This window comes from Marinobacter sp. es.048 (genome assembly GCF_900188435.1).
Lineage (GTDB): Bacteria > Pseudomonadota > Gammaproteobacteria > Pseudomonadales > Oleiphilaceae > Marinobacter.
Genome location: NZ_FYFA01000002.1, coordinates 1,545,662 through 1,563,707, shown reverse-complemented (window position 1 = coordinate 1,563,707; position 18,046 = coordinate 1,545,662). Strand labels below are relative to the sequence as shown.

Sequence of the window (18,046 nt, the reverse complement as noted above, 5' to 3'; positions counted from 1 at the left end):
TCTCTGAATCAGGCCCGTTTGCGTTGGTGCTCCGGGCGCCAGACTTTGACAGCAACAGGCTGTCCATTCAATACGGAAGTGCCGGAGAGCGGATCAATGCGACAGTCGCTGAGCACGTCGTTGATGCTGGCACCGGCATGGGCAGCTGCGACTGATTGGCTGGTGCCGTCCCGGTCGTGGCCCCAGCCGTGGGGAATGGATACCACGCCAGGCATGACATCTTCGGTAATCTCTACCGGTAAAACGATCTGTCTCGATTCCGACGTTATCTCTGCGGAGTCGGCGGCCTGCAAACCCAGCCGGCTGGCATCTTTCGGATGAATCATCAGTGTGCAACGATCCTTTCCCTTAACCAGCCGCTGACTGTTGTGCATCCAGGAGTTATTGCTCCGGACATGGCGCCGGCCAATCAGTTGCAAGGAGTCGCCGGCCGGCGCAGCCAGGGCTTCATGCAGCCTGCCAAGATCGTCCAGATAGCGCCTCGGGGCAAGGTTAATCTTGCCATCGCGTGTAAACAGGCGCTCTGGCAATGAGGGCTGCAGCGGCCCGAGATCGACGCCATTGGGGTTATCCTGGAGAGCGCTCAGTGACAGCCCTTTCGGAAGCTCCTGCCAGTGGCGATTCAAAGGGCTGAGCTTGGCCAGTCCACGAAGCGGATGTCGTTTCGGCAGGATGTCGATCACCAGATCGACCGCAGGCTGCAGCAAACCCCGCGCACGGCCGGCATCGGCGCCATAGGGGCCGGAGCGCAACAGCAGGTCGAGGATCGGGTCCGGGCCAATCTGCTTGAAGGCGCGCCAGCCGAGCTCTGCGCGCAGGGGCAGTCGCCCGCCTTTCTGAATCTTTTCCAGCCGGTGGGCCAGTTCCAGTAAGATCTGCCAGTCATGGCGGGTATCCGGGCCGGCATCGAACAGTGCTTCGCTGTACTTGGCAAAGTTACGCACCGCAAACATGCTGAAAATCAGATCGTAATGGCTGCGTTCCAGAGCCGCTGTCGGCGGCAGAATGATATCCGCGTGACGGGTGGTTTCGTTCAGGTAGTAGTCCACCGAAACCATGAAGTCGAGGCCGCCCAGAGCCTCTTCCAGGCGCCGCCCGTTGGGGCTGGAGAGCACCGGGTTGCCGGCAACGGTAACAAACGCCCGGATCTGCCCTTCGCCAGGCGTTAACATCTCATCGGCCATGGTGCTGGCCGGGTATTCTCCGCCGAATTCGGGTAATCCCTTCACGCGGCTGTGGCGCTTGCCGAAGTGGCCTTTTTGCCCGGCCATGGCGCCCAGTTCCACCAGATCAATCGCCGGCTGCGAAAACAGCACGCCGCCCGGCAGGTCCAGTTTGCCGGTCAGGATGTTGAGGCAGTAGGCCAGCCATGTTGCAACACCGCCAAACGTCTGGGTGCTGGTGCCCATGCGGGTATAGAGTGCCGCCTTTCTAGTGGTGGCGAGCTGTCGAGTGAGGGCCCGAATGTCCTCTGCAGAAATACCGGTGTGCACGCTGACCGCTTCGGGGGCGAAACTGAGGGCGGCCAGACGCAGAAGGTCTACGTCTTTCACCAGCCTTTCGGCGGGGCCAAGATCCACCAGACCCTCTTCAAATAACGTATGCAGCATGGCCATCATGAGCAGGGCATCGCTGCCTGGCCGGATGAAGTGGAATTCGTCGGCCAGCTTCGCGGTCTCGGTGCGGCGCGGGTCCACCACGACCATCTTGCCGCCGCGTTGTTTCAGGGCCTTGAGTCGTCCGCGGAAGTCCGGAACCGTCATCAGGCTGCCATTGGAAGCCATGGGATTGGCACCGATGCAGAGAAACAGATCCGTGTGATCGATATCGGGAATGGGAAACAGAACCTGGTGCCCGAACATCTCAAAACTGGCGAGCATGTGAGGCAACTGATCGTTGGACGTTGCTGAAAACCGGTTCTGGGTACCGATGGCCCGCAGCAGTGGCATGGTGGCAACCAGAGATCCATGGTTATGGACGTTCGGATTGCCGAGGTACACGCCGATACTGTTGCGGCCGTGGTCCTGACGGGTCTGATGGAGTTTTTCCGCGACCAGGTCAAACGCCTCGTCCCATTCCATTTCATGCCAGCCGGTTTCGGTTTTACGGACGGGCTTCTTCAGGCGGTCCGGATCTTCGTGCAGATCCTGCAGCGCAACTGCCTTTGGGCAGATATGTCCCCGACTCAGTGGATCATTCTCATCACCCTTGATGGATGCAATCCGGCCGTCCTTCATTTCGATTGCGACACCGCACATGGCCTCGCAAAGGTGACAGGTACGATAGTGGGTGCCGTTTTCCATGAAGGGGCTCTCCTGAAGGATTGTTGTTTTACTATAGCGGTTTCAATGTGCAACCAGATTAGCAGTAAATGACCTGGAGGGGGAAATAACCAGCGGTTGTCCACGTTGCAAAAAGGGCCAACCCGAAGGCTGGCCCTTTGCAGAGGCTTCAGAGCTTTTACTGCTCGGCCGGGATCTCTTTGACCGGATTGGAGATGAAGTTGAGGTAGACGCCCTCAGGCGGAATTTTCAGGGGGAGCTGGACGGCTTTCCCGGTTCCGTTGGCCAATTCCTCACAGGCTCCGAATCCCCCTCCGGTAAAAATGCTACCCAGACAGCTTACAAACCCAAGAAGGCCGGATGTCGCATCACTGGAGCCTGCCACATCAACAGTAATCAGAGGCGTGTTAGCGTTACGCTGTTCGATTTGCATGCGGCCATCATCGAAGAAAGTGATTGCGCCCCCGAGCTCCAGCGTGAACGGGTAACTGAAGAGATTGTGCGCAAGCAGTCCTTCGATCGGGAGATGCAGATTGGGAGCGTCAAGAAGCAGGTCGGCGTTGACCTCAAATCTTGGGCCGCCATCCGCACTCGTTACGATTCGTCCTTCGATCAGACCCTGAGGGTTGCCCGCGGTTGGCTCCTGGTACCTCATTCTGAGAATCTGAGGACCGGTATCTGATTCAGAAGGGCCTAGCAGGTTGTACCAGACCTTGGCCGGGGTAGTAACGAGCATGGTTGGATAGAGCAGGACCCTGATATTGCCAGTATCTTCACCGGTTTCCGGATCTTTTTCAGGTCCGATGACTTCGGTGTTCAGCCCATAGGTCTGGTAGATGTACTTCTTGTCCCAACATTCCTCCGGTTCCTCATAAGAGCAACCGACCCTTGCATTCGCCTCGTCATTTCCATCGTTTCCGAGCACAATTGCGTTTCCATTCATCGCGAGGCGTGCTGCGTTGGGTGGCGTCTCGAAATATTCCTGAGTCTGACCACTGTCGTCGGTGGCATTGGTGAACTCGAAAGTTTCGAAGCCATCGATATAATAATTCGAATTGGCGTCTCGTATCGGGAGATTTCTAAGCGGTGTGAAAACAGAAGCAATGCTTTGCTGTCCTCGGAAGTATATTTCAAGTGGCTCGCCGCCGTTATCCTCAGGATCGAATAGCAAATCGGTCTGAAGTGCCATTCCGTTTTCGCCGCAGATTACTTCCTGGCAATTACCATTTACCGCGGAAATCATCCGGTAGCGATACAGTTCACCCGGCGCCCAGGGCGAGTCAGGATAAAACCGGATGCGCTGATGGTTTTTTTCCAGTCGTCCCTTGATAACCGATTCGACAGTGCCGGTTTCGCTTACTCTCTCTACGAAGAATGTTTCGTTGTGCCGAATGGACGTCAGATCCATGGACTGCGAAAAAACCACCACAATCGGACGATCAGCAGGTAACGTGGTCACCGGCAAAATGTCCCGACTTTGAGCGTTGCCGTCTTTGTCTTTTGGAAGGTTTTCCCCGGCGGCGTCTTTGCAGAAGCCGTGAAGATCATTGGTCAGATCAAGATCCTGAGTGACGCATGGATAACCCGGGTAAGTTGTCAGGGCAATTGGGGACTGTTCTGGGACTGTACCACTACCGTCATCGATTTCTGGGAGGGAGAAGGCCAGCGACTCAACCATCGCTTCGTTTCCCGAAATGTCTGCAAGCCCGTCGATCTGAAGTAAATATTCAACACCGTGCTTCAGGCCGCCATCAGGTTGAACCGCCAAAGTGGTGCCGTCTAACTGCGTGCGAATATCGGCCACCTCCTGATTGTCCGCAAAGAGGGTGATGCCTCCATTCACGGAATCCGGGGCCAGAGGCTCATCGAAGAACAGAATGACCGGATCCCCGGGCCGCTGCATCGATTGGCGCGTATCCGGAATGGCGTTGTCCGGGCCGGGCATCCAGCTGACCAGGCTGGGCGCAGTGCTGTCCAGCTCGCGGAGCAGTTCGGCATCCAGTGCCGAATCGGCATCGGTAGCCGCCTGAAGATGGAAGGCTATCGTGGAGCTAGTGTATTCCTGGCCCAGTAGGTTCGGCTCCACCATACCTATGGCGTCGATGGTCAGTACGCCATCCTGCACCAGGGCGATGCCACGCAACTCTACCCCCATCAGATCCTGCGAGAGCGCCGCATTGGGCTGGGCATTTTCGGTGTTCATGGAGACATCCATAAACAGAGTGATATGCCTGGGCGCATTGAGGTCGTCGGTGTAGGGGTTGGGGCTCAGATAGCCGGAGGCGTCTGACAACATGGTGACCTTGATGTTGCCGGTGGTCTGGAGTTGGCCGGTGGCGGCATCCAGTACGGGAACTTCGCCACCCACCAGAACATCCAGGCTGGTGCTGTTCAGCACGCTGCCCCGGGCTATGCGCAACGGAAGTGCTTCATCAGCGTCGAATGCGGGCGCATAGGCCAACTCGGCAAACAGATCGCCAGTCTGTTGAGAGGGGCCTGCTTCTCCCTGGAGCACCGAGTTGAGCGTGACGCCATTAATGATCTGGCCGTTCAGAACCGATCGGGTTACCTCTTCTTGCGAAGTTCCAGCAGCCAGACCAGAATCAACAGCGGACTGCTGAAGGACAACCGTGGGTCCTGTTTCGCGGGGCGTAAACGCAATATCCTCGCTGAATCGGCTGGCTTGTGGGGAGGTCAGACTGGCCAGGTTTTCAAGTCGAAGCGTGTAAGTCTGGCTGGTGTCCAGAACGTCGTCCTTGCTGCCACATTCCCTTGTATCCTCGACCATACAGGGGTCCACGGTTATCCGGTTGCCTTTTATCAGAACCGTCGCAGGGACTGATTCGCCGTTGCCATCCAGAAGCTGGATCGACCCGCCAAGGGCCTTCCAATCGGGGTGGACGGGATGGGTCATGGCCAGCCGGAAGGTGGAAAAGTTCATAGCCTCGAAGGGACTGTTGTTTGCCGGCACCTGCCACGCAACACCAAAAGCCTCGGTCGAGTTGGTTGTGCTCGCTGGCCCGGAGATACTGCCCCGGGTCTCGAACTGAATCCCGGCGTCACCTACCGCGTTGGGCGTGTTTATCTGCCGACCGCCTTCGGCAATCAGTGGCTCACTGAACCTCAGCGTGTAGGAACCGAGTTTCTTCAGTTCCGAGGAGGGTGAAAGTGTCAGGCTCTGGCCTCCGTCTACCCGCCTGATTGAGAAGGGCAGGGGCTGGCCCTGTGATTGCACCTGGATCTTGTTTTGCAGATCTGCATCCTCATCGGTCACAGCATGGCTGAAGCGCAGAATGATATCGGCTTTCGGGCTGACACCGGCCTGGCCGTCGGCCGGGTAGGAATAGACCACCGAGCCGGGGGAGACTTTTTCATTCATGGTCTGTTCGTCGCCGCCACAGGCGGCCAGTAACAGGGCAGGTATCAGTGCCAGTGTTTTATTGTATTTCATGGCGTGCCCTCCTTAAAACTTCAGGGTGATGGAGCCGCTGACAACGTGAACGTCGCCGTCTGCGGTAACGGGCGTTTCGTTGTCGTCAAAATCCACCAGTATGAAATCCCGATCCTGCAGTTGCTGGTATTGATAACCAATGTCCAGACGGACGGGATAGGCCAGCAGACGGGTACGGTCGTAGGTAGCGCTCAGGCCCAGGCCGACGACAAACTTGTCAGTATCGAGATAATTGATCTCCGGATTGCGGGTAGACTTGAGCGGTGACTCTTCATAGGCAACGCCGCCACGCACAGAAAAGTTCTTGTTCAGGGCATACTCGGCGCCGATCCGTGGAATCAGCACGTCGTCGAACTGAATCCGGCTGCCGGGCGCCACGGATTGCTGATCCTTGATGGTGTCGGAGGAAAATTCGTTCTCCAGCTCTGACCAGTTCTGCTGCTCCACGCTGCCACCAATCCGCCAGTTTTCGCCCTTGTATTGAGCACCAAAGCCGAAGGTTTCCGGCTGGAAGGAATCAATGGTTGATACCGCCAGGCTCAGGCCGGGGTCCGGAATGGTCTGGGTGACAATGATGTTCGAGTCCACCGATGTGGAGGCTGCTGATTTGGTGCGATAGGTGAACGCGGTTTCCCAGTCGTTCAGGAAGCAGCTGCTGTCTGGGCAGAACGTACTGCCCAGATCAATGGTGGTGCCCAGAATGGTTTTAAGGGAGGGCTCAGCATTGACCGAAAGGCGCTCGCGGCTGGTCTCGCCACCCAGGGTAGAGACCGCATCGAGGTTTGCCTGGGCATCCAGGGTGACGCGCACCGACGCACCGGCGGAAATGCCGCGCCAGATCGGAGTAGCGCCACCGATGTTCAGGAACAGGGGCTCCTTCCCGTACTGCAGGAACTGGCCGTTCTCCGTGGTCTGCGAATCGAACGCCAGCATTTCCTTGCCGTATTTCTCGACACCAGCAATAAAGCCCAGATAAATCGGATGCTTGAAGCGAGTCAGCGAACCCAGATTGGTTTTCATGCCAATCAGCACATGCTGGCTCGGCGAGTTGGCGAGGATGTCGCCGTTGGCATTCGGGTTGGCAGAACGCAACTCCTGCTCGGCGTGCAGAATGCCCGCCGTAAGTTCCCCGCGCTCATCCTTGGTGAGATAGGCAGGGTTGTAATAGGTGGCTGACACCTGGTCATTGAACATGGACAGGGACTGGGCGGTCGCCACGTCCACCGGCATAACGCCATAGGTGGTGCCCAGGTTGCCCATGCTGGCACTGACCGAAACAGAGAAACCGACCGAGGCGGTGGCGATGGCAAGAGACAGTGCCCTTGACCGGGAACGGGAGGAAAAAGCCATTGATACACTCCATTACTTCGTTGTTTTTATACTCGGCCCGCACGGGTGGTGAGTACGGCTGGTATTTTTGTTCAGGAGGTAGTGTATTCGGCTTGTCTTTTAGGAGCGTTGGCTTTTTTGACAAAAATTAAGGGCGGGAGAACCACATTTGGAGTGAATAAAAGAAAAAACTGAGGAGGAGATTCTTCGGAGAGGGTCTGGCCGCTTTTTTACTGGAAGGTGCATTGATAAGATTCTTGAATTCTTAGCCGGAGGTGATGGCGCTGAGTGGAGTTCAGACCTGCTCGATGGCTTCAGGACGCTTTTATCCATAGTAATTTTAACGGATGGCGGCAGTTTAGACGTCCTACCTAATTCTTGGATGGAACGATTTTAGAGTTGTAGCCATAAAATAGAAGCTCCCCTAGTGGGGAGCTTCGGAGCTATGTAAAAAAGACTGACAGTCAGGTGCGATGGATCAGTTTTTTACGAGCTGCGATCAGACCGAGAATTCCCAAGCTAAATAGGCCAAGACTGCCTGGTTCTGGAACTTTGACCGAGTCACCTTCGAATTCGGTCAAGTGGCTAAGTGTCAATTCGTTCAGTTTGCTTTCATCGAAGTAATCTAACAAATTGAAAACACCCCAGTCCATGTTGAGTTCGTTTTTAAATAGCACATGCTTCCCATCACCGGCGTTTCCATCTTTTACAAGAAAATAAGAGGGCGAGGTATTGAGTTTAAATGCAACGATGCTCTCATTACCGGCACCCTCTGCGATGAAAAATGCTGCGTCTTCGGTCTTATCAGCAAATGTTAGTGTTGTATTGGTAATCATGGATGCCCAAGTGGTTTCCGTTCCTTGGCCAGAGTTGCTCAGCGTCGTTGTTTGTCCTACAAAAGTGTCAAGACCGCCGACATCAATTAGGTCGGGACTTGAACCATCGTCTATGAGGTAAGCATTGGCGTGCCCGCTGACTCCGAAAACAAATAAGGCTGGTAGTATTAGGTGGCTGATTCTCATGTCAACTTGCTCCTTAGAGCCAGGTATTGCTGGCGATAACTCCAAGTAATGCGCGCTCCATTACCGATCCATTCAACTTCGAGTCGTTAGTTCTTACGGCTACTACACCATATAGGCAAATAAAGGGCCACAACTCCAAATTGTTGAAAAATAGCAGATATTTTTTAGTTGAAAAAAATAATGTAAAAATATTGGACATGTATTGGGAGGGGTTGCGCGAAAGGATACAGAGTTCGTTGATTGTTTGCTGTGCTTCGCGTTTTGCAATGAATTGGTGGGCCCAGCTGGACTCGAACCAGCGACCAAGGGATTATGAGGGCCTTGTGGCGGGTTTTCGTAGCACCACAGAAAACCACAATAAACGGAAAAACAGCGAGTTACAGAAATTCAAAACCGCAGCGCACCACATAAAACCGCTGCCCTGTTGTCAGTTGGTTGACACCGATCAGTCGTCGTCAGATCGTGACCAGTCACGCATGTTCTTATACTTTTCCGCCATGCTGCTACCATGAAACGAGGTGCCGGAACTGGTAAATGGCTGACTACCTGGCTCTCCCGGCATCGGCCCTCTGTGGCGCTTTAACGCCTGGGTCCATCCTCTCTCAAACCAGTTATATTCTTTGGTGTTTGGCTCGAATGGATTAATGAGCTTCCCATCGTTTTCGTGGAATGACATCCTGCCTTGCTCAATAATCGTTCTTTCCTTGAAATCGTCCATCGACTAACTCCTTTCCTACCCCAGCTAAGCCTTGTATATCGTATCTCTACGACCAACAGCAATCACTGTTACCACAACCACGCCATCATCGACGTGATATACCAGCCGGTAACCAGCGGATCTAAGCTTTATCTTGTATAGGTCGGGATCGCCGCGAAGGCTGTGCTTCGGGATTCTGGGGTTTTCCAGGCGTCGCTCCAGGATGGCCAGGAACTCCGCCCGGATAGACGGGCTAAGCTTGTTCCATTCCTTCAGAGCTTTTTTCTTGAATTGCAGCTCGTAGCTCATTGATGCTCACCGGTACTGATTCGTCATCCATACGCTTGCGAGCCTCCTGCAGAAGCCGGTAATCCTCGAGTTGCTCTTGCATCTGTTCGAATGTCTCGACAGGCACCATGTAGGCTCTGGGCTTGTTGTGACTCAGTATCACAATCGGTTCGCCGTTAGCCTGGTTGAGCACCTCGTTCGGATTAGCTTTCAGCTCCGAAATGGTGGCCGCAAGCCTCGCGAAAAGGCTTTTCATCATATTGTCCTTCAGGGCGTTAAGGTGGCTGTTTGAAGGTCCCTCTTTTGAAAGGGGCGCTTTCTGGCCGTTCTTGGCGGCTCTTCAACACATAGGTAAACAGCTCTCAAACTATAACCTGAAATAAGATCTAAATAAAGACCTAAAAATAGATCTAATAAGGGGTTTTGTGTCTGCAAGCTAGCTTTTGCGAGTATTGATTGAGGGCATTGAGGTTAAATATATAACCTCAATTAATTTAAAAGTCCTTTAAAAACAGTTAGTTATAATTATTAAAGCGCTCAACTCTATAGGGGTTATCTCTGTTGGCATCGTAGTGACATCTTTTTTTCGTAATAGTTACACGAATTCAAGATTTCCTCTGTTCTCTGGTCCTAAAGCTCTCAACCCTCGTTACGCGTGGGCTCTTCCTGTTGCCAGAATCGTTGTGCGTATTCCGGCGAACGTGAACGCCCATTCCGGCTGAACGTGAACACCTTTTTTCTTAACGCATCACCCACCGGAGTTTGTACCCCGGGTGTTCACGTTCAGTCAATTTCCTGAAGTCGCTTTCTCATCGATTCCCCTTTCAGAGTCCAGCGGTGAGCGTTGTGCATCAGCCGATCCAGAATGGCGTCCGCCAGAGTGTTATCGCCGATGGCGGCGTACCACTGATCGGTGGGTAGCTGGCTGATGATCATGGTCGAGTGAGTGCCGTGACGGTCATCCATGATCTCCATCAGGTCGTTCCGGTGTGCAGGTTTCAGAGCTTCCAGCCCCCAGTCGTCCAGGATCAGCAGCTTTACTTTGGCTAGTTGGCTGAGGTTTTTCTGGTAGGTGCCATCGGCCTTGGCCTGGGTCAGTTCCAGCAGTAATCGGGAGATCCGGTAATACCGGGCACTGAAGCCGTTCAGACAGGCTTGGTGCCCCACTGCACAGCCCAGGTAAGTTTTGCCACTGCCACAGGGGCCGGTGATCAGCAGGTTCTGGCCACGTTCCAGCCAGTCTGTCTGAACCAACTGGGCCACCTGCGCTTTCTTGAGGTTGCGCGGGTGCTGGTAGTCGATGTCCTGGACCGAGGCCCGGAGTTTGAAGCGGGCCTGGCGAACCAGGCGATCCTGTTTCCGGTGTTCCCGGGTCTGGAACTCTCTTTCGAGTAATAATTCCAGGCGTTCGGTGAACGACAGCTCGTCATAGGTGCCCGGCTGGTTTTGTTGATGTTCAAGGGCGGCGGCCATGCCGCCCAGCTTCAGGTCTCTCAGTCGCGTCAGGGTCTGGATGGTGCTCATAGTGGTGTCCTAGTGGAAGCTCTTCGGGCCACGGATGTTCTCGTGGTGCTGGGGCAGTTCTGTGTGCAAGGGCAGTTGTTCTGGCAGCTTGTCGCGGTTGCTCCGGAGAATGGCCTTGATGTGTTTCAGTCGGTCCAGGCCTTCGCGGTTGGCAATACGGCAACTGGCATTCAGGCGCTCACTGGGGTACTCCTTGCTCAGGTTGAGCAACCCGAGACAGACCCGGTAAGCCTGTTCCGGATGCTCCCGCTCCTCCAGCCGATCACGGACCCAGACGAGGGTGTCTGGCCCGATGTCCCGGGCCCAGTTCTTAAGCCGTCCGGGCGACCACTGTTGTTGTTTTTGATGGCGGGTGGGCATGTGTCCTGATTCGGTAGTGATGCCGTACTGATGGCTGCGTGGGTGGCTGGCGATCTGTCGCTGCCGGAAGTAGATCTGTACCAGTCGCTCACTGGCGTGGATGTCCACTTGCTCTCCAACGTACTGGTGCGGCACCGAGTAGTGATGCTGACTAAACTCAATGTGGTAATCGATGTTGACCCGGCAACGCCGGATCTCGATGTACTCATAGGGGTGCTTGGGTAGTGCCCTCAGGGCTGGCTGGTCGAGCGTCTTGAAGGCCTCCTGCCGGTTGCCCGGCAGCCGCCGGAACGGCCGGCTGTTCAGGTCTTCCAGCAGGGACCGGATGCACTGATTCAGGTCGGCCAGGGTGAAGAAGGTGTGGTGGCGCAACCGGGCCAGGATCCAGCGTTCAACGATCTGCACCCCCACCTCCGCTTTGGATTTATCCTTGGGCTTGTAGGGCCGTGCTGGTAGCACCGCGACCTGATAGTGCGCCGCCAGTTGCTGGTAACTGGGGTTCAGGTCCGGATCGTACCGACAGGCTTTGCTGACACCGCTGCGCAGATTGTCCGGCACTACCATTTCCGGAACACCGCCGAAGTACTCGAAGGTGCGCACGTGACTCAGCAGCCAGTCCTGCAACCCCTGGCTCCAGGTGGCTTCGGCGTAGGTGTAATTGGAGGCACCCAGAACGGCAACAAACACCTGAGCCGTGCGGATTTCACCGGTTTGCGGATTAATGATCGGTACGGTGGGACCACAGTAATCAATGAAGCACTTTTCACCGGCCTTGTGGATCTGGCGCATGGAGCGCTTTTGCTGCTTTTGCCAGTGCCGGAAGCGGTCACAGTATTGAGAGTAGCTGTAACACCGGTTGGGATACTGTGCGGTGTATTCCTCCCACAGCAACTGCTTGGTCACGCCTTTGCGTTTGAGTTCCTGATGGACGGTCGCCCAGTCCGGTACCTGATAGCGGGCGGACGAGGTGGGATCGGAGCCGGGATAGAACATGGCTGCCAGGCGGCCATCGTCCAGGTCCTCTGGCAATGGCCAGGTGATCTCCAGGGTATCGGCCCGGGCTAAGAGTTTCTGGATGGCTCCGACACTGGTCTTGGTGCTGGCGCTGATCTGCCGGATCGAGAGTCCGGCTTCCAGCCTCAGGCGAAGCAATTCTCTGATTTTGCGCATTGGAATTCTCTTTGCTGCCATGACCCTGGTCCCCAAAAAAAGGAACCAGAGTAGCAAACGGTTGAATAAACAATGCGTTAAGAAGGATTCTGGTTGAACGTGAACACCAATTCCGGGAACGTGAACGCCGATTCCGGCATGGTGAACACTGATTCCGGAAAACCACCGGAAAGTGTTCATCTTCGACCGGAATGACTGTTCACGTTAAACCAGAATAGGTGTTCACGTTCGTCCGGAATGGATGTTCACGATGGGCCGGAATATGCACGTTGTATTAGAGATGTTGTCCAATATACTGATTTTACGGCCCTTTAGTATATATTTTTGAGTTTCGCGAATAGTATATACTATTCGCCTCAGTTGCCTTCTTGGCAGGTTCGAAGCGCAATGGTGCCTGGCCAGATCTTTGTTTTTTTGCTTGTTGTCACTATTGACAATACTGTCAGTAAGACTAAGATACACACATCCCCGCAGCAATGCGGAGGCGTTTCCCCCTAACGGGTTCGCCCGTTAGATAAGGCTGAAAAGCCTTTTTTATATCCCCCTGTTTGGGTTCGCCCAAGCAGACAAAGCCGCGCTTGTCGCGGCTTTTTTATTGCAGGAAGAGAGCTTATGGCCAGGGTTGTCGCCTATATAGATGGATTTAATCTCTACCATGCCATTGACGATTTGGGCAGTCCGCATCTCAAATGGCTGGATCTTTGGTCTCTCTGCAAAGATCTTCTCAAGGATGGCGACACCCTAGAGGCTGTCAATTATTTCTCGGCGTACTACACGGCCAACCCAAAGCGGCATCGTCGGCACGAGAGGTATGTGGCGGCCTTAGAAGCTCAGGGTGTTACTGTCCATTTGGGAATTTTTAAACGGAAAACCGTTTACTGCCAAGGTTGTAAGAACACTTCACCAGCTTGGGAGGAGAAGGAAACCGATGTTCACCTTGCAGTACGAATGGTGGCGGATGCTTTTCAAGACAAGTTTGATAAGGCCATTCTCATAAGCGCCGATAGTGACTTGCTGCCCCCAGTTAGAACCATCCGATCATGTGTTCCCGGTAAAAACATTTTTGTGGTTGCTCCGCCCAAGCGGATGGGGCGCGCTCGAGCTTTACAAGCTGCGTATGAAATCCCGAAAGGGAAGGTAAATCGTAACCTCCTCCCTAAAGAGATAACTTTAAACGGTGGGAAGAAAATTGTCAGACCTGACCGCTATGATCCCCCTCAGGCATAACTACGTCTCCTAACTCTACGTTGAAGGCATTTACGTCGCCCTTAAAATTAATGCGGCCGTCTTCTTTTAAAATGAATCTGTTCTTTTCAGATTAAATTTACGAAATCCTACGATTGTATCCAATCAATAAACTCTTTCTTTTTGGTTAGCTTTGTAATATCAATTGGGCTTCTGTCTGCTATGAATGCAGAAAGCATTTTTCCATCCATCCAAATGACTCCCGCACGTTCCATCAAGGCCTTTGCGTTTCTGCTGATCTCCCCTGTTGTGAAAAATAGGCTAAAAACTGGGTCAGAAGCTTTTATTCTTAGGTTTTCATGAGGATCTGATGAAGACGCATATGTTTTCGTTTTTCCAAGCTCAATAGATCCAACTAATTCTCTTATGGCATCTGTTGATGAGAGAACTTTTTGATAGTGTTTAGCTTGTCCTACTAGCCATATCTTCAACTGTTTCTGTATCGTTGCGCTCAGGTCATGAGGGAAAAACATACTTTCAAGAGAAAGTTGTCCGTAAAAATCGATACCCTCGTCTGCTGATCGTTTAGTGACTACAGGTTTCGTTACACCTAGCAGCCCAATGACCTTTCCGCACAAATCCTCGAAGTCGTTCGGAGTTAGTTCAGATAGTAAGCCGAGATATTTGTCAGATGCTAGTCTTCTATTCTTACTTTCTATGACTTCGGCTGTGTCCCCTTTCTGTATGAAGCATGCCCCTTGTATTAAGTATTCGCTAGAAATATTGAAGTCGAATCTGACTGGTTCACCTTTCTCGATCAGTTGATCCGATCTTTCTCTTAAAGATTTTAATACACTCTGTGTTAGACTTTCTGATTTTTCCAATAGTTCATCTTCCGAGTACGTACCCGGAAAATGATCCCTGATTTTTTGGCTTACAATTTCGGATATCTTTATGGGTGGATGGTCTAATTCTATTGTCGTTTCAATTAACTCCGTTATTGTTTTTGGGCCGATCCGCGCCATATTATTTCCTTAGTGCTTCGATATCATTCAATCTTTCTTGGGCGACTTCTTTTATTCTTTCTAGTAGTTCTATTCCTGACTCGTCAATCTTTTTCAATTCAGAAATTCCAATGTTAGAGAGTGCGTAAATCGCTTCATTAGCTTCGTCGTACCAAGCTTTAGTTAACTCGTCCTTTTTAGCGATTGCATAGGCGTCTTCAAATGGTCTTGAAAGGTCAAGAAGGCTGTTGAATGCGTCCTGTTTTCCAAGAATCACCTTTAGCTCTCTAACCTGTGAGTATGTTTTAATTTTCGGAGGTTTTTCCCCTGACTCGCTGATTTCTGGCGAAATCAATGAATAAAATTTATCCAATGCTTCATAATCAGTGAACTGATATTTTCCGTCGTCCCAGTTTAGCCACTCTTTGATTGCGGGCGTGGAAATCGCCTCATGGAAGATTGGATATAAAGATGGCGATGCGTATTCAGCATATGACTCGCTTTCTTTCATTTGCTCGAGTGCTTTGAAAGCCCTGTATCGACGGGTTACCTCATTGGTACTTAGCCCGATCCTTGCTGCCACTTCTTGAGCGCCAACATCAAGCTTGTCCCTCATTTCAGTAACTAGTTTTGCTCTTTGGTATCCACCCCAGTGCTTTATCCCTGAGACGTGCCGGATTCCCATTAAGGAAGCCCTGAATAGTTCGTCATCCCCATCACTTTCAATTACTATCATCTCTAAATTTGAAATAGAATCGATAACGCTTTTTTCGATATCTACCCCGCCTTCATGATAATCTTCAAGTATCCACTTCATTGTCGCGACTCGCCTGTTTCCTTCCACGACAACATAAGCGTTATCAAGATGCTCGTAAGGTCTAACCACTATTTTTTCTATTGGTATATAGCCATTTTTTAGAATAGATTCTTTTAATGGAATTATTGATTCTTCTTCTCTGATTCGTTTTAGTGCTCGTGCCTGGACAGCCGGCTCGTGAAATCTATGCTCAGCAGCAAAATTAAATCCTGGTAAATCTTGAAATCGAAAATTGTTTGGATCAAGCAGGACATTTTTCAAATCTAGGTTTTCTTGCTTCATGGTTACCTCTTTGCTTATTTATAAGTCTTTTCCTACCCAAACAACTTTCCCTATTACCTCTAAACTCTGGAGGTCGTTTGTTGAGATCTCTTGTGGTGGGTACTCTTTGTTGTCGCTCAGCAGCTGCACGCCGTCGTTCCACAGCGTCTGGATTCGCTTTACTAGTAGGTGGTCTCCGTTGCGTATTACGTATATATGACCGTCCCGCAACTTCCTTTCACTGGTGTCGACCATAACGGTTTCATTGTCTGAAATCGTAGGTTCCATGGAATCACCTTTAGCAAACACCAGAACTAGGTCCTGCTCATGAAATCCCCGAAACCTGAGCCACTTTCTTCGAAAAGCCAGCTCCCTAGTCGGCGCTTCGTCCCCTGCGATGGCCCCGTGTCCTGCAGCAACCTGAACGTTGTAACCAGGTATCAGTGCAAACTCTTCCTCAAATTGGGAGTCCGATTTTGTCGGTTGCTTTCCTGCCGCCAGCCACTCTAGGGGTACCCCGGTTGCTTCTGCTATTTGGGCCGCTTTATCTAGTCCTGGGGTCGATCCAGACAGATATTTCCTCATCGTACTTAAGGGAATTTTGCACTTTTGGGCAAATGCGCTCTCTGAGAGATTGCCCATTAGTGTTTTTATCCGACTAGAGACATCCCCTGACCTTTCAGCGTGAGTGGTTTCTAATTCATTAAAATCAGTCATTTAAGAATGTCCTTCCGAGTCGTACCTCAGGGCTTTTAACAAAAAATAACCTAATAGGGCTAAAAAATTAGCCTCTTTGGGCTTGATAAATAATCCAATAGTGCTAAATTGGTTGCAGGAAAGCGCTACGGGGTTGCCCAAAAGCGTTAGTGCAAATAAGTGTAGCAGAGTGCAAAACAGTGGACGAGCAAAAGCAAATCATTCTGATCGCAACCCCGGTTATGACCCAGGACCGCTACGCCCAGCTCACGGGCTTAACGGAAGGGCAGGTACGGGGCCAGATCGAAAAAGGACATCTGCCTTCACTCAAAATCGGCCGGGTGCGCATGGTCAACATCGCCGCCCTGTCTCAGCAGGCCCTGGACCAGGAGGACTGGCAATGAGCTGGAATCTTCACAACCACTTTCCCTGCCTGATCGCCCCGGACCTGAGAGAGCAAAAGCTCCAGGAAATCCGCGTGGTGGTGACAGGCGCTCTCGACTTCTACAAGAGCGGCCAATGGGAACTTTACTGCGACAGCGTTACCAAGCTTTTAGGCATGGCTGCCGCCTTCAGTGGCCTGGACGACGACCTCTACAACTACACCATGGACTGGGTAAACGCCCTGTCCCGATTCACGCTCCAGCACACCGTTGTGGATTTCGAAGCCTGGGCAGTAGGGCAGGCCTGCACCGCACTGAGGGCCGCCGCATGAGATTCCACCGCCACGACACCAGCAAAGCCATCAACGCGGCCAGTTTTGCCTTCCAGGGCCCTCGTCCGTCCTCTGCGCTCACTGTCCAGGCTCTGGAAGGCCTTTTTGACAATCTCCTGCACCAGCTAAGCCACCTGCAGGAAGTGCGCACCGACTACCCGTGCGACTACATGGCCCGCTGCAAAGCCGGCTTCACCGACGCCCTGATCCACGAACTGGAAGCCAGCGGCCATCACAGCCCGGCCTTTGACCGCCTCATACAACTGCGGGACGCCTGGGACTGCGGCCACCTGGATCTTCCCAACGTCACGGAGACGCAACCATGAGCCATATCCCACCCAGAAAAGACCAGGTGGAAGACAAAGAGCGCCGTTTCTACGTCTGCGCCCCGTCCTCCATCTACCTCCAGCTGCAACAGGAAGCCATCCAGAGAGGCACCGACCTGTGGACCCTCGGTGGTTCCGTTCTGACCGCCTGGCTGGAGGCTGGCTGCCCGACCTTTGGCACTCAGGACCACCCCCCTGAAAAGCCTTCGAGTCCGCCCCCGTCATCGTCACCACTCGCGCACGAACAGGGGGCCGGCCAGTGACCGTTACAAGGCTGGCGCGCAGCGCCAGGGCCGCAGGCCCCCTGGCCTTGTGGCGGGCTCTGGCTGGTCCACAGTGCGCATCCGGAGTGGTGAGGATGTCGGGGGAGGACGCCCGCCCCTTGATTCCGAACCATGAGCACAGGCGGCAAACGGAGTGCGGCAGGCGACAGGGATCGTTACCCGTAAGGGTGGCCACCTTAGTGGCCAGGAGCAGAGCGAGTAGAGCCCGCTCCGAAGGGGTCGCAAAACCCAAGTTATATATTCAACCCGGCCCAGCCGGACAACCAGCAACAGCAACACCCAACGAAACCAGAGGACACACGCAATGGAAAACTACCTGAACCTCATGATCATCGGCGCCACCCGCTACGACATCGACGGCAACCGTGGTGGCTCTTTGTGGGCCTACTCCCCAGCCGAAGCCGACGACGATAACCGTGTCGGCAACGAAGTCATGAAAATCGCCTGCGACTGGAAACACATCGACCAGCTCCGCAACCACGCCGAACGCCTCCCGGCCATGTTCACTGTTAAGGCCCAAATGAAAGCCGGGCAGGGCGGCAAGATCACCTTCAAGGCCCTGGACATGAAACCCCAGGAACCCATCAAGAAAACCGCCTAACCAGGACACGCAAGGCTGCCGGAAAAGGAGATCA

The 18,046-nt window shown here is 53.1% G+C and carries 18 protein-coding genes; 6 read left to right on the top strand and 12 right to left on the bottom strand.

Going from position 1 to position 18,046, the window contains the following annotated elements:
• Nucleotides 1-8 precede the first annotated feature (8 nt).
• The 9 genes from CFT65_RS18325 to istA all read right to left on the bottom strand — a co-directional run bounded on the left by CFT65_RS18325 (nucleotide 9) and on the right by istA (nucleotide 12,144).
• A complete protein-coding gene (locus CFT65_RS18325; RefSeq protein WP_088829448.1) occupies nucleotides 9-2,303 on the bottom strand; it encodes a molybdopterin-dependent oxidoreductase in 2,295 nt (764 codons plus the stop codon).
• 157 nt (nucleotides 2,304-2,460) lie between these two features.
• Nucleotides 2,461-5,733: an Ig-like domain-containing protein gene (locus tag CFT65_RS18320; protein WP_088829447.1), complete on the bottom strand. Its 3,273-nt coding sequence runs from the start codon at nucleotides 5,731-5,733 to the stop codon at nucleotides 2,461-2,463.
• Nucleotides 5,734-5,745: 12 nt separating this feature from the next.
• Nucleotides 5,746-7,083 (bottom strand): alkane uptake protein AupA, encoded by a 1,338-nt coding sequence (gene aupA, locus CFT65_RS18315; protein WP_088829446.1) that lies wholly within the window; start codon nucleotides 7,081-7,083, stop codon nucleotides 5,746-5,748.
• Nucleotides 7,084-7,526: 443 nt separating this feature from the next.
• Nucleotides 7,527-8,084 (bottom strand): PEP-CTERM sorting domain-containing protein, encoded by a 558-nt coding sequence (locus tag CFT65_RS18310; RefSeq protein ID WP_088829445.1) that lies wholly within the window; start codon nucleotides 8,082-8,084, stop codon nucleotides 7,527-7,529.
• Nucleotides 8,085-8,529: 445 nt separating this feature from the next.
• The gene (locus CFT65_RS18305; protein ID WP_088829444.1) at nucleotides 8,530-8,802 is read right to left on the bottom strand and encodes a hypothetical protein; all 273 of its coding nucleotides are present in this window, start codon (nucleotides 8,800-8,802) and stop codon (nucleotides 8,530-8,532) included.
• A 24-nt stretch (nucleotides 8,803-8,826) separates the two neighbouring features.
• Nucleotides 8,827-9,090, bottom strand: coding sequence for a type II toxin-antitoxin system RelE family toxin (locus CFT65_RS18300; protein ID WP_088829443.1), 264 nt, complete (start codon nucleotides 9,088-9,090; stop codon nucleotides 8,827-8,829).
• The gene (locus tag CFT65_RS18295) at nucleotides 9,035-9,325 is read right to left on the bottom strand and encodes a type II toxin-antitoxin system Phd/YefM family antitoxin (protein ID WP_088829442.1); all 291 of its coding nucleotides are present in this window, start codon (nucleotides 9,323-9,325) and stop codon (nucleotides 9,035-9,037) included. Before CFT65_RS18295 ends, CFT65_RS18300 begins: the two co-directional genes overlap by 56 nt.
• A gap of 527 nt (nucleotides 9,326-9,852) precedes the next feature.
• The gene (istB, locus tag CFT65_RS18290) at nucleotides 9,853-10,593 is read right to left on the bottom strand and encodes an IS21-like element helper ATPase IstB (RefSeq protein WP_088829441.1); all 741 of its coding nucleotides are present in this window, start codon (nucleotides 10,591-10,593) and stop codon (nucleotides 9,853-9,855) included.
• 9 nt (nucleotides 10,594-10,602) lie between these two features.
• Nucleotides 10,603-12,144 carry an IS21 family transposase gene (gene istA / locus CFT65_RS18285; RefSeq protein ID WP_088829440.1) on the bottom strand — a complete coding sequence of 514 codons (1,542 nt, stop codon included), beginning with the start codon at nucleotides 12,142-12,144 and terminating at the stop codon, nucleotides 10,603-10,605.
• A 591-nt stretch (nucleotides 12,145-12,735) separates the two neighbouring features.
• On the opposite strand from istA, the gene CFT65_RS18280 reads away from it, so the two are divergent.
• The gene (locus CFT65_RS18280) at nucleotides 12,736-13,350 is read left to right on the top strand and encodes an NYN domain-containing protein (RefSeq protein WP_088829439.1); all 615 of its coding nucleotides are present in this window, start codon (nucleotides 12,736-12,738) and stop codon (nucleotides 13,348-13,350) included.
• 107 nt (nucleotides 13,351-13,457) lie between these two features.
• Here CFT65_RS18280 and CFT65_RS18275 read toward each other — a convergent pair whose 3' ends face one another.
• The 3 genes from CFT65_RS18275 to CFT65_RS18265 are packed head-to-tail and all read right to left on the bottom strand — an operon-like array spanning nucleotide 13,458 to nucleotide 16,107.
• Nucleotides 13,458-14,333, bottom strand: coding sequence for a restriction endonuclease (locus tag CFT65_RS18275; RefSeq protein ID WP_088829438.1), 876 nt, complete (start codon nucleotides 14,331-14,333; stop codon nucleotides 13,458-13,460).
• Between the two features lies 1 nt (nucleotide 14,334).
• Nucleotides 14,335-15,411, bottom strand: coding sequence for a ParB N-terminal domain-containing protein (locus CFT65_RS18270; RefSeq protein WP_088829437.1), 1,077 nt, complete (start codon nucleotides 15,409-15,411; stop codon nucleotides 14,335-14,337).
• An 18-nt stretch (nucleotides 15,412-15,429) separates the two neighbouring features.
• Entirely contained in the window at nucleotides 15,430-16,107 is a 678-nt protein-coding gene (locus CFT65_RS18265) for an XRE family transcriptional regulator (RefSeq protein WP_088829436.1), read from the bottom strand.
• A 179-nt stretch (nucleotides 16,108-16,286) separates the two neighbouring features.
• On the opposite strand from CFT65_RS18265, the gene CFT65_RS18260 reads away from it, so the two are divergent.
• The 5 genes from CFT65_RS18260 (at nucleotide 16,287) to CFT65_RS18240 (ending at nucleotide 18,012) form a co-directional block, all read left to right on the top strand.
• Nucleotides 16,287-16,490 (top strand): hypothetical protein, encoded by a 204-nt coding sequence (locus tag CFT65_RS18260; protein WP_041646358.1) that lies wholly within the window; start codon nucleotides 16,287-16,289, stop codon nucleotides 16,488-16,490.
• Nucleotides 16,487-16,801, top strand: coding sequence for a hypothetical protein (locus tag CFT65_RS18255; RefSeq protein WP_088829435.1), 315 nt, complete (start codon nucleotides 16,487-16,489; stop codon nucleotides 16,799-16,801). Before CFT65_RS18260 ends, CFT65_RS18255 begins: the two co-directional genes overlap by 4 nt.
• Nucleotides 16,798-17,127, top strand: coding sequence for a hypothetical protein (locus CFT65_RS18250; protein WP_088829434.1), 330 nt, complete (start codon nucleotides 16,798-16,800; stop codon nucleotides 17,125-17,127). The genes CFT65_RS18255 and CFT65_RS18250 overlap by 4 nt, the downstream gene beginning before the upstream one ends.
• The gene (locus CFT65_RS18245; RefSeq protein WP_088829433.1) at nucleotides 17,124-17,390 is read left to right on the top strand and encodes a hypothetical protein; all 267 of its coding nucleotides are present in this window, start codon (nucleotides 17,124-17,126) and stop codon (nucleotides 17,388-17,390) included. The genes CFT65_RS18250 and CFT65_RS18245 overlap by 4 nt, the downstream gene beginning before the upstream one ends.
• A 325-nt stretch (nucleotides 17,391-17,715) precedes the next feature.
• Nucleotides 17,716-18,012: a hypothetical protein gene (locus CFT65_RS18240; RefSeq protein WP_088829432.1), complete on the top strand. Its 297-nt coding sequence runs from the start codon at nucleotides 17,716-17,718 to the stop codon at nucleotides 18,010-18,012.
• Nucleotides 18,013-18,046 lie beyond the last annotated feature (34 nt).

What these genes read in the sequence shown, in the direction of transcription:
- CFT65_RS18325 (WP_088829448.1), bottom strand. Translation starts at nt 2,303, where the DNA reads ATGGAAAACGGCACCCACTATCGTACCTGTCACCTTTGCGAGGCCATG.
- CFT65_RS18320 (WP_088829447.1), bottom strand. Translation starts at nt 5,733, where the DNA reads ATGAAATACAATAAAACACTGGCACTGATACCTGCCCTGTTACTGGCC.
- aupA (WP_088829446.1), bottom strand. Translation starts at nt 7,083, where the DNA reads ATGGCTTTTTCCTCCCGTTCCCGGTCAAGGGCACTGTCTCTTGCCATC.
- CFT65_RS18310 (WP_088829445.1), bottom strand. Translation starts at nt 8,084, where the DNA reads ATGAGAATCAGCCACCTAATACTACCAGCCTTATTTGTTTTCGGAGTC.
- CFT65_RS18305 (WP_088829444.1), bottom strand. Translation starts at nt 8,802, where the DNA reads ATGGACGATTTCAAGGAAAGAACGATTATTGAGCAAGGCAGGATGTCA.
- CFT65_RS18300 (WP_088829443.1), bottom strand. Translation starts at nt 9,090, where the DNA reads ATGAGCTACGAGCTGCAATTCAAGAAAAAAGCTCTGAAGGAATGGAAC.
- CFT65_RS18295 (WP_088829442.1), bottom strand. Translation starts at nt 9,325, where the DNA reads ATGAAAAGCCTTTTCGCGAGGCTTGCGGCCACCATTTCGGAGCTGAAA.
- istB (WP_088829441.1), bottom strand. Translation starts at nt 10,593, where the DNA reads ATGAGCACCATCCAGACCCTGACGCGACTGAGAGACCTGAAGCTGGGC.
- istA (WP_088829440.1), bottom strand. Translation starts at nt 12,144, where the DNA reads ATGGCAGCAAAGAGAATTCCAATGCGCAAAATCAGAGAATTGCTTCGC.
- CFT65_RS18280 (WP_088829439.1), top strand. Translation starts at nt 12,736, where the DNA reads ATGGCCAGGGTTGTCGCCTATATAGATGGATTTAATCTCTACCATGCC.
- CFT65_RS18275 (WP_088829438.1), bottom strand. Translation starts at nt 14,333, where the DNA reads ATGGCGCGGATCGGCCCAAAAACAATAACGGAGTTAATTGAAACGACA.
- CFT65_RS18270 (WP_088829437.1), bottom strand. Translation starts at nt 15,411, where the DNA reads ATGAAGCAAGAAAACCTAGATTTGAAAAATGTCCTGCTTGATCCAAAC.
- CFT65_RS18265 (WP_088829436.1), bottom strand. Translation starts at nt 16,107, where the DNA reads ATGACTGATTTTAATGAATTAGAAACCACTCACGCTGAAAGGTCAGGG.
- CFT65_RS18255 (WP_088829435.1), top strand. Translation starts at nt 16,487, where the DNA reads ATGAGCTGGAATCTTCACAACCACTTTCCCTGCCTGATCGCCCCGGAC.
- CFT65_RS18250 (WP_088829434.1), top strand. Translation starts at nt 16,798, where the DNA reads ATGAGATTCCACCGCCACGACACCAGCAAAGCCATCAACGCGGCCAGT.
- CFT65_RS18245 (WP_088829433.1), top strand. Translation starts at nt 17,124, where the DNA reads ATGAGCCATATCCCACCCAGAAAAGACCAGGTGGAAGACAAAGAGCGC.
- CFT65_RS18240 (WP_088829432.1), top strand. Translation starts at nt 17,716, where the DNA reads ATGGAAAACTACCTGAACCTCATGATCATCGGCGCCACCCGCTACGAC.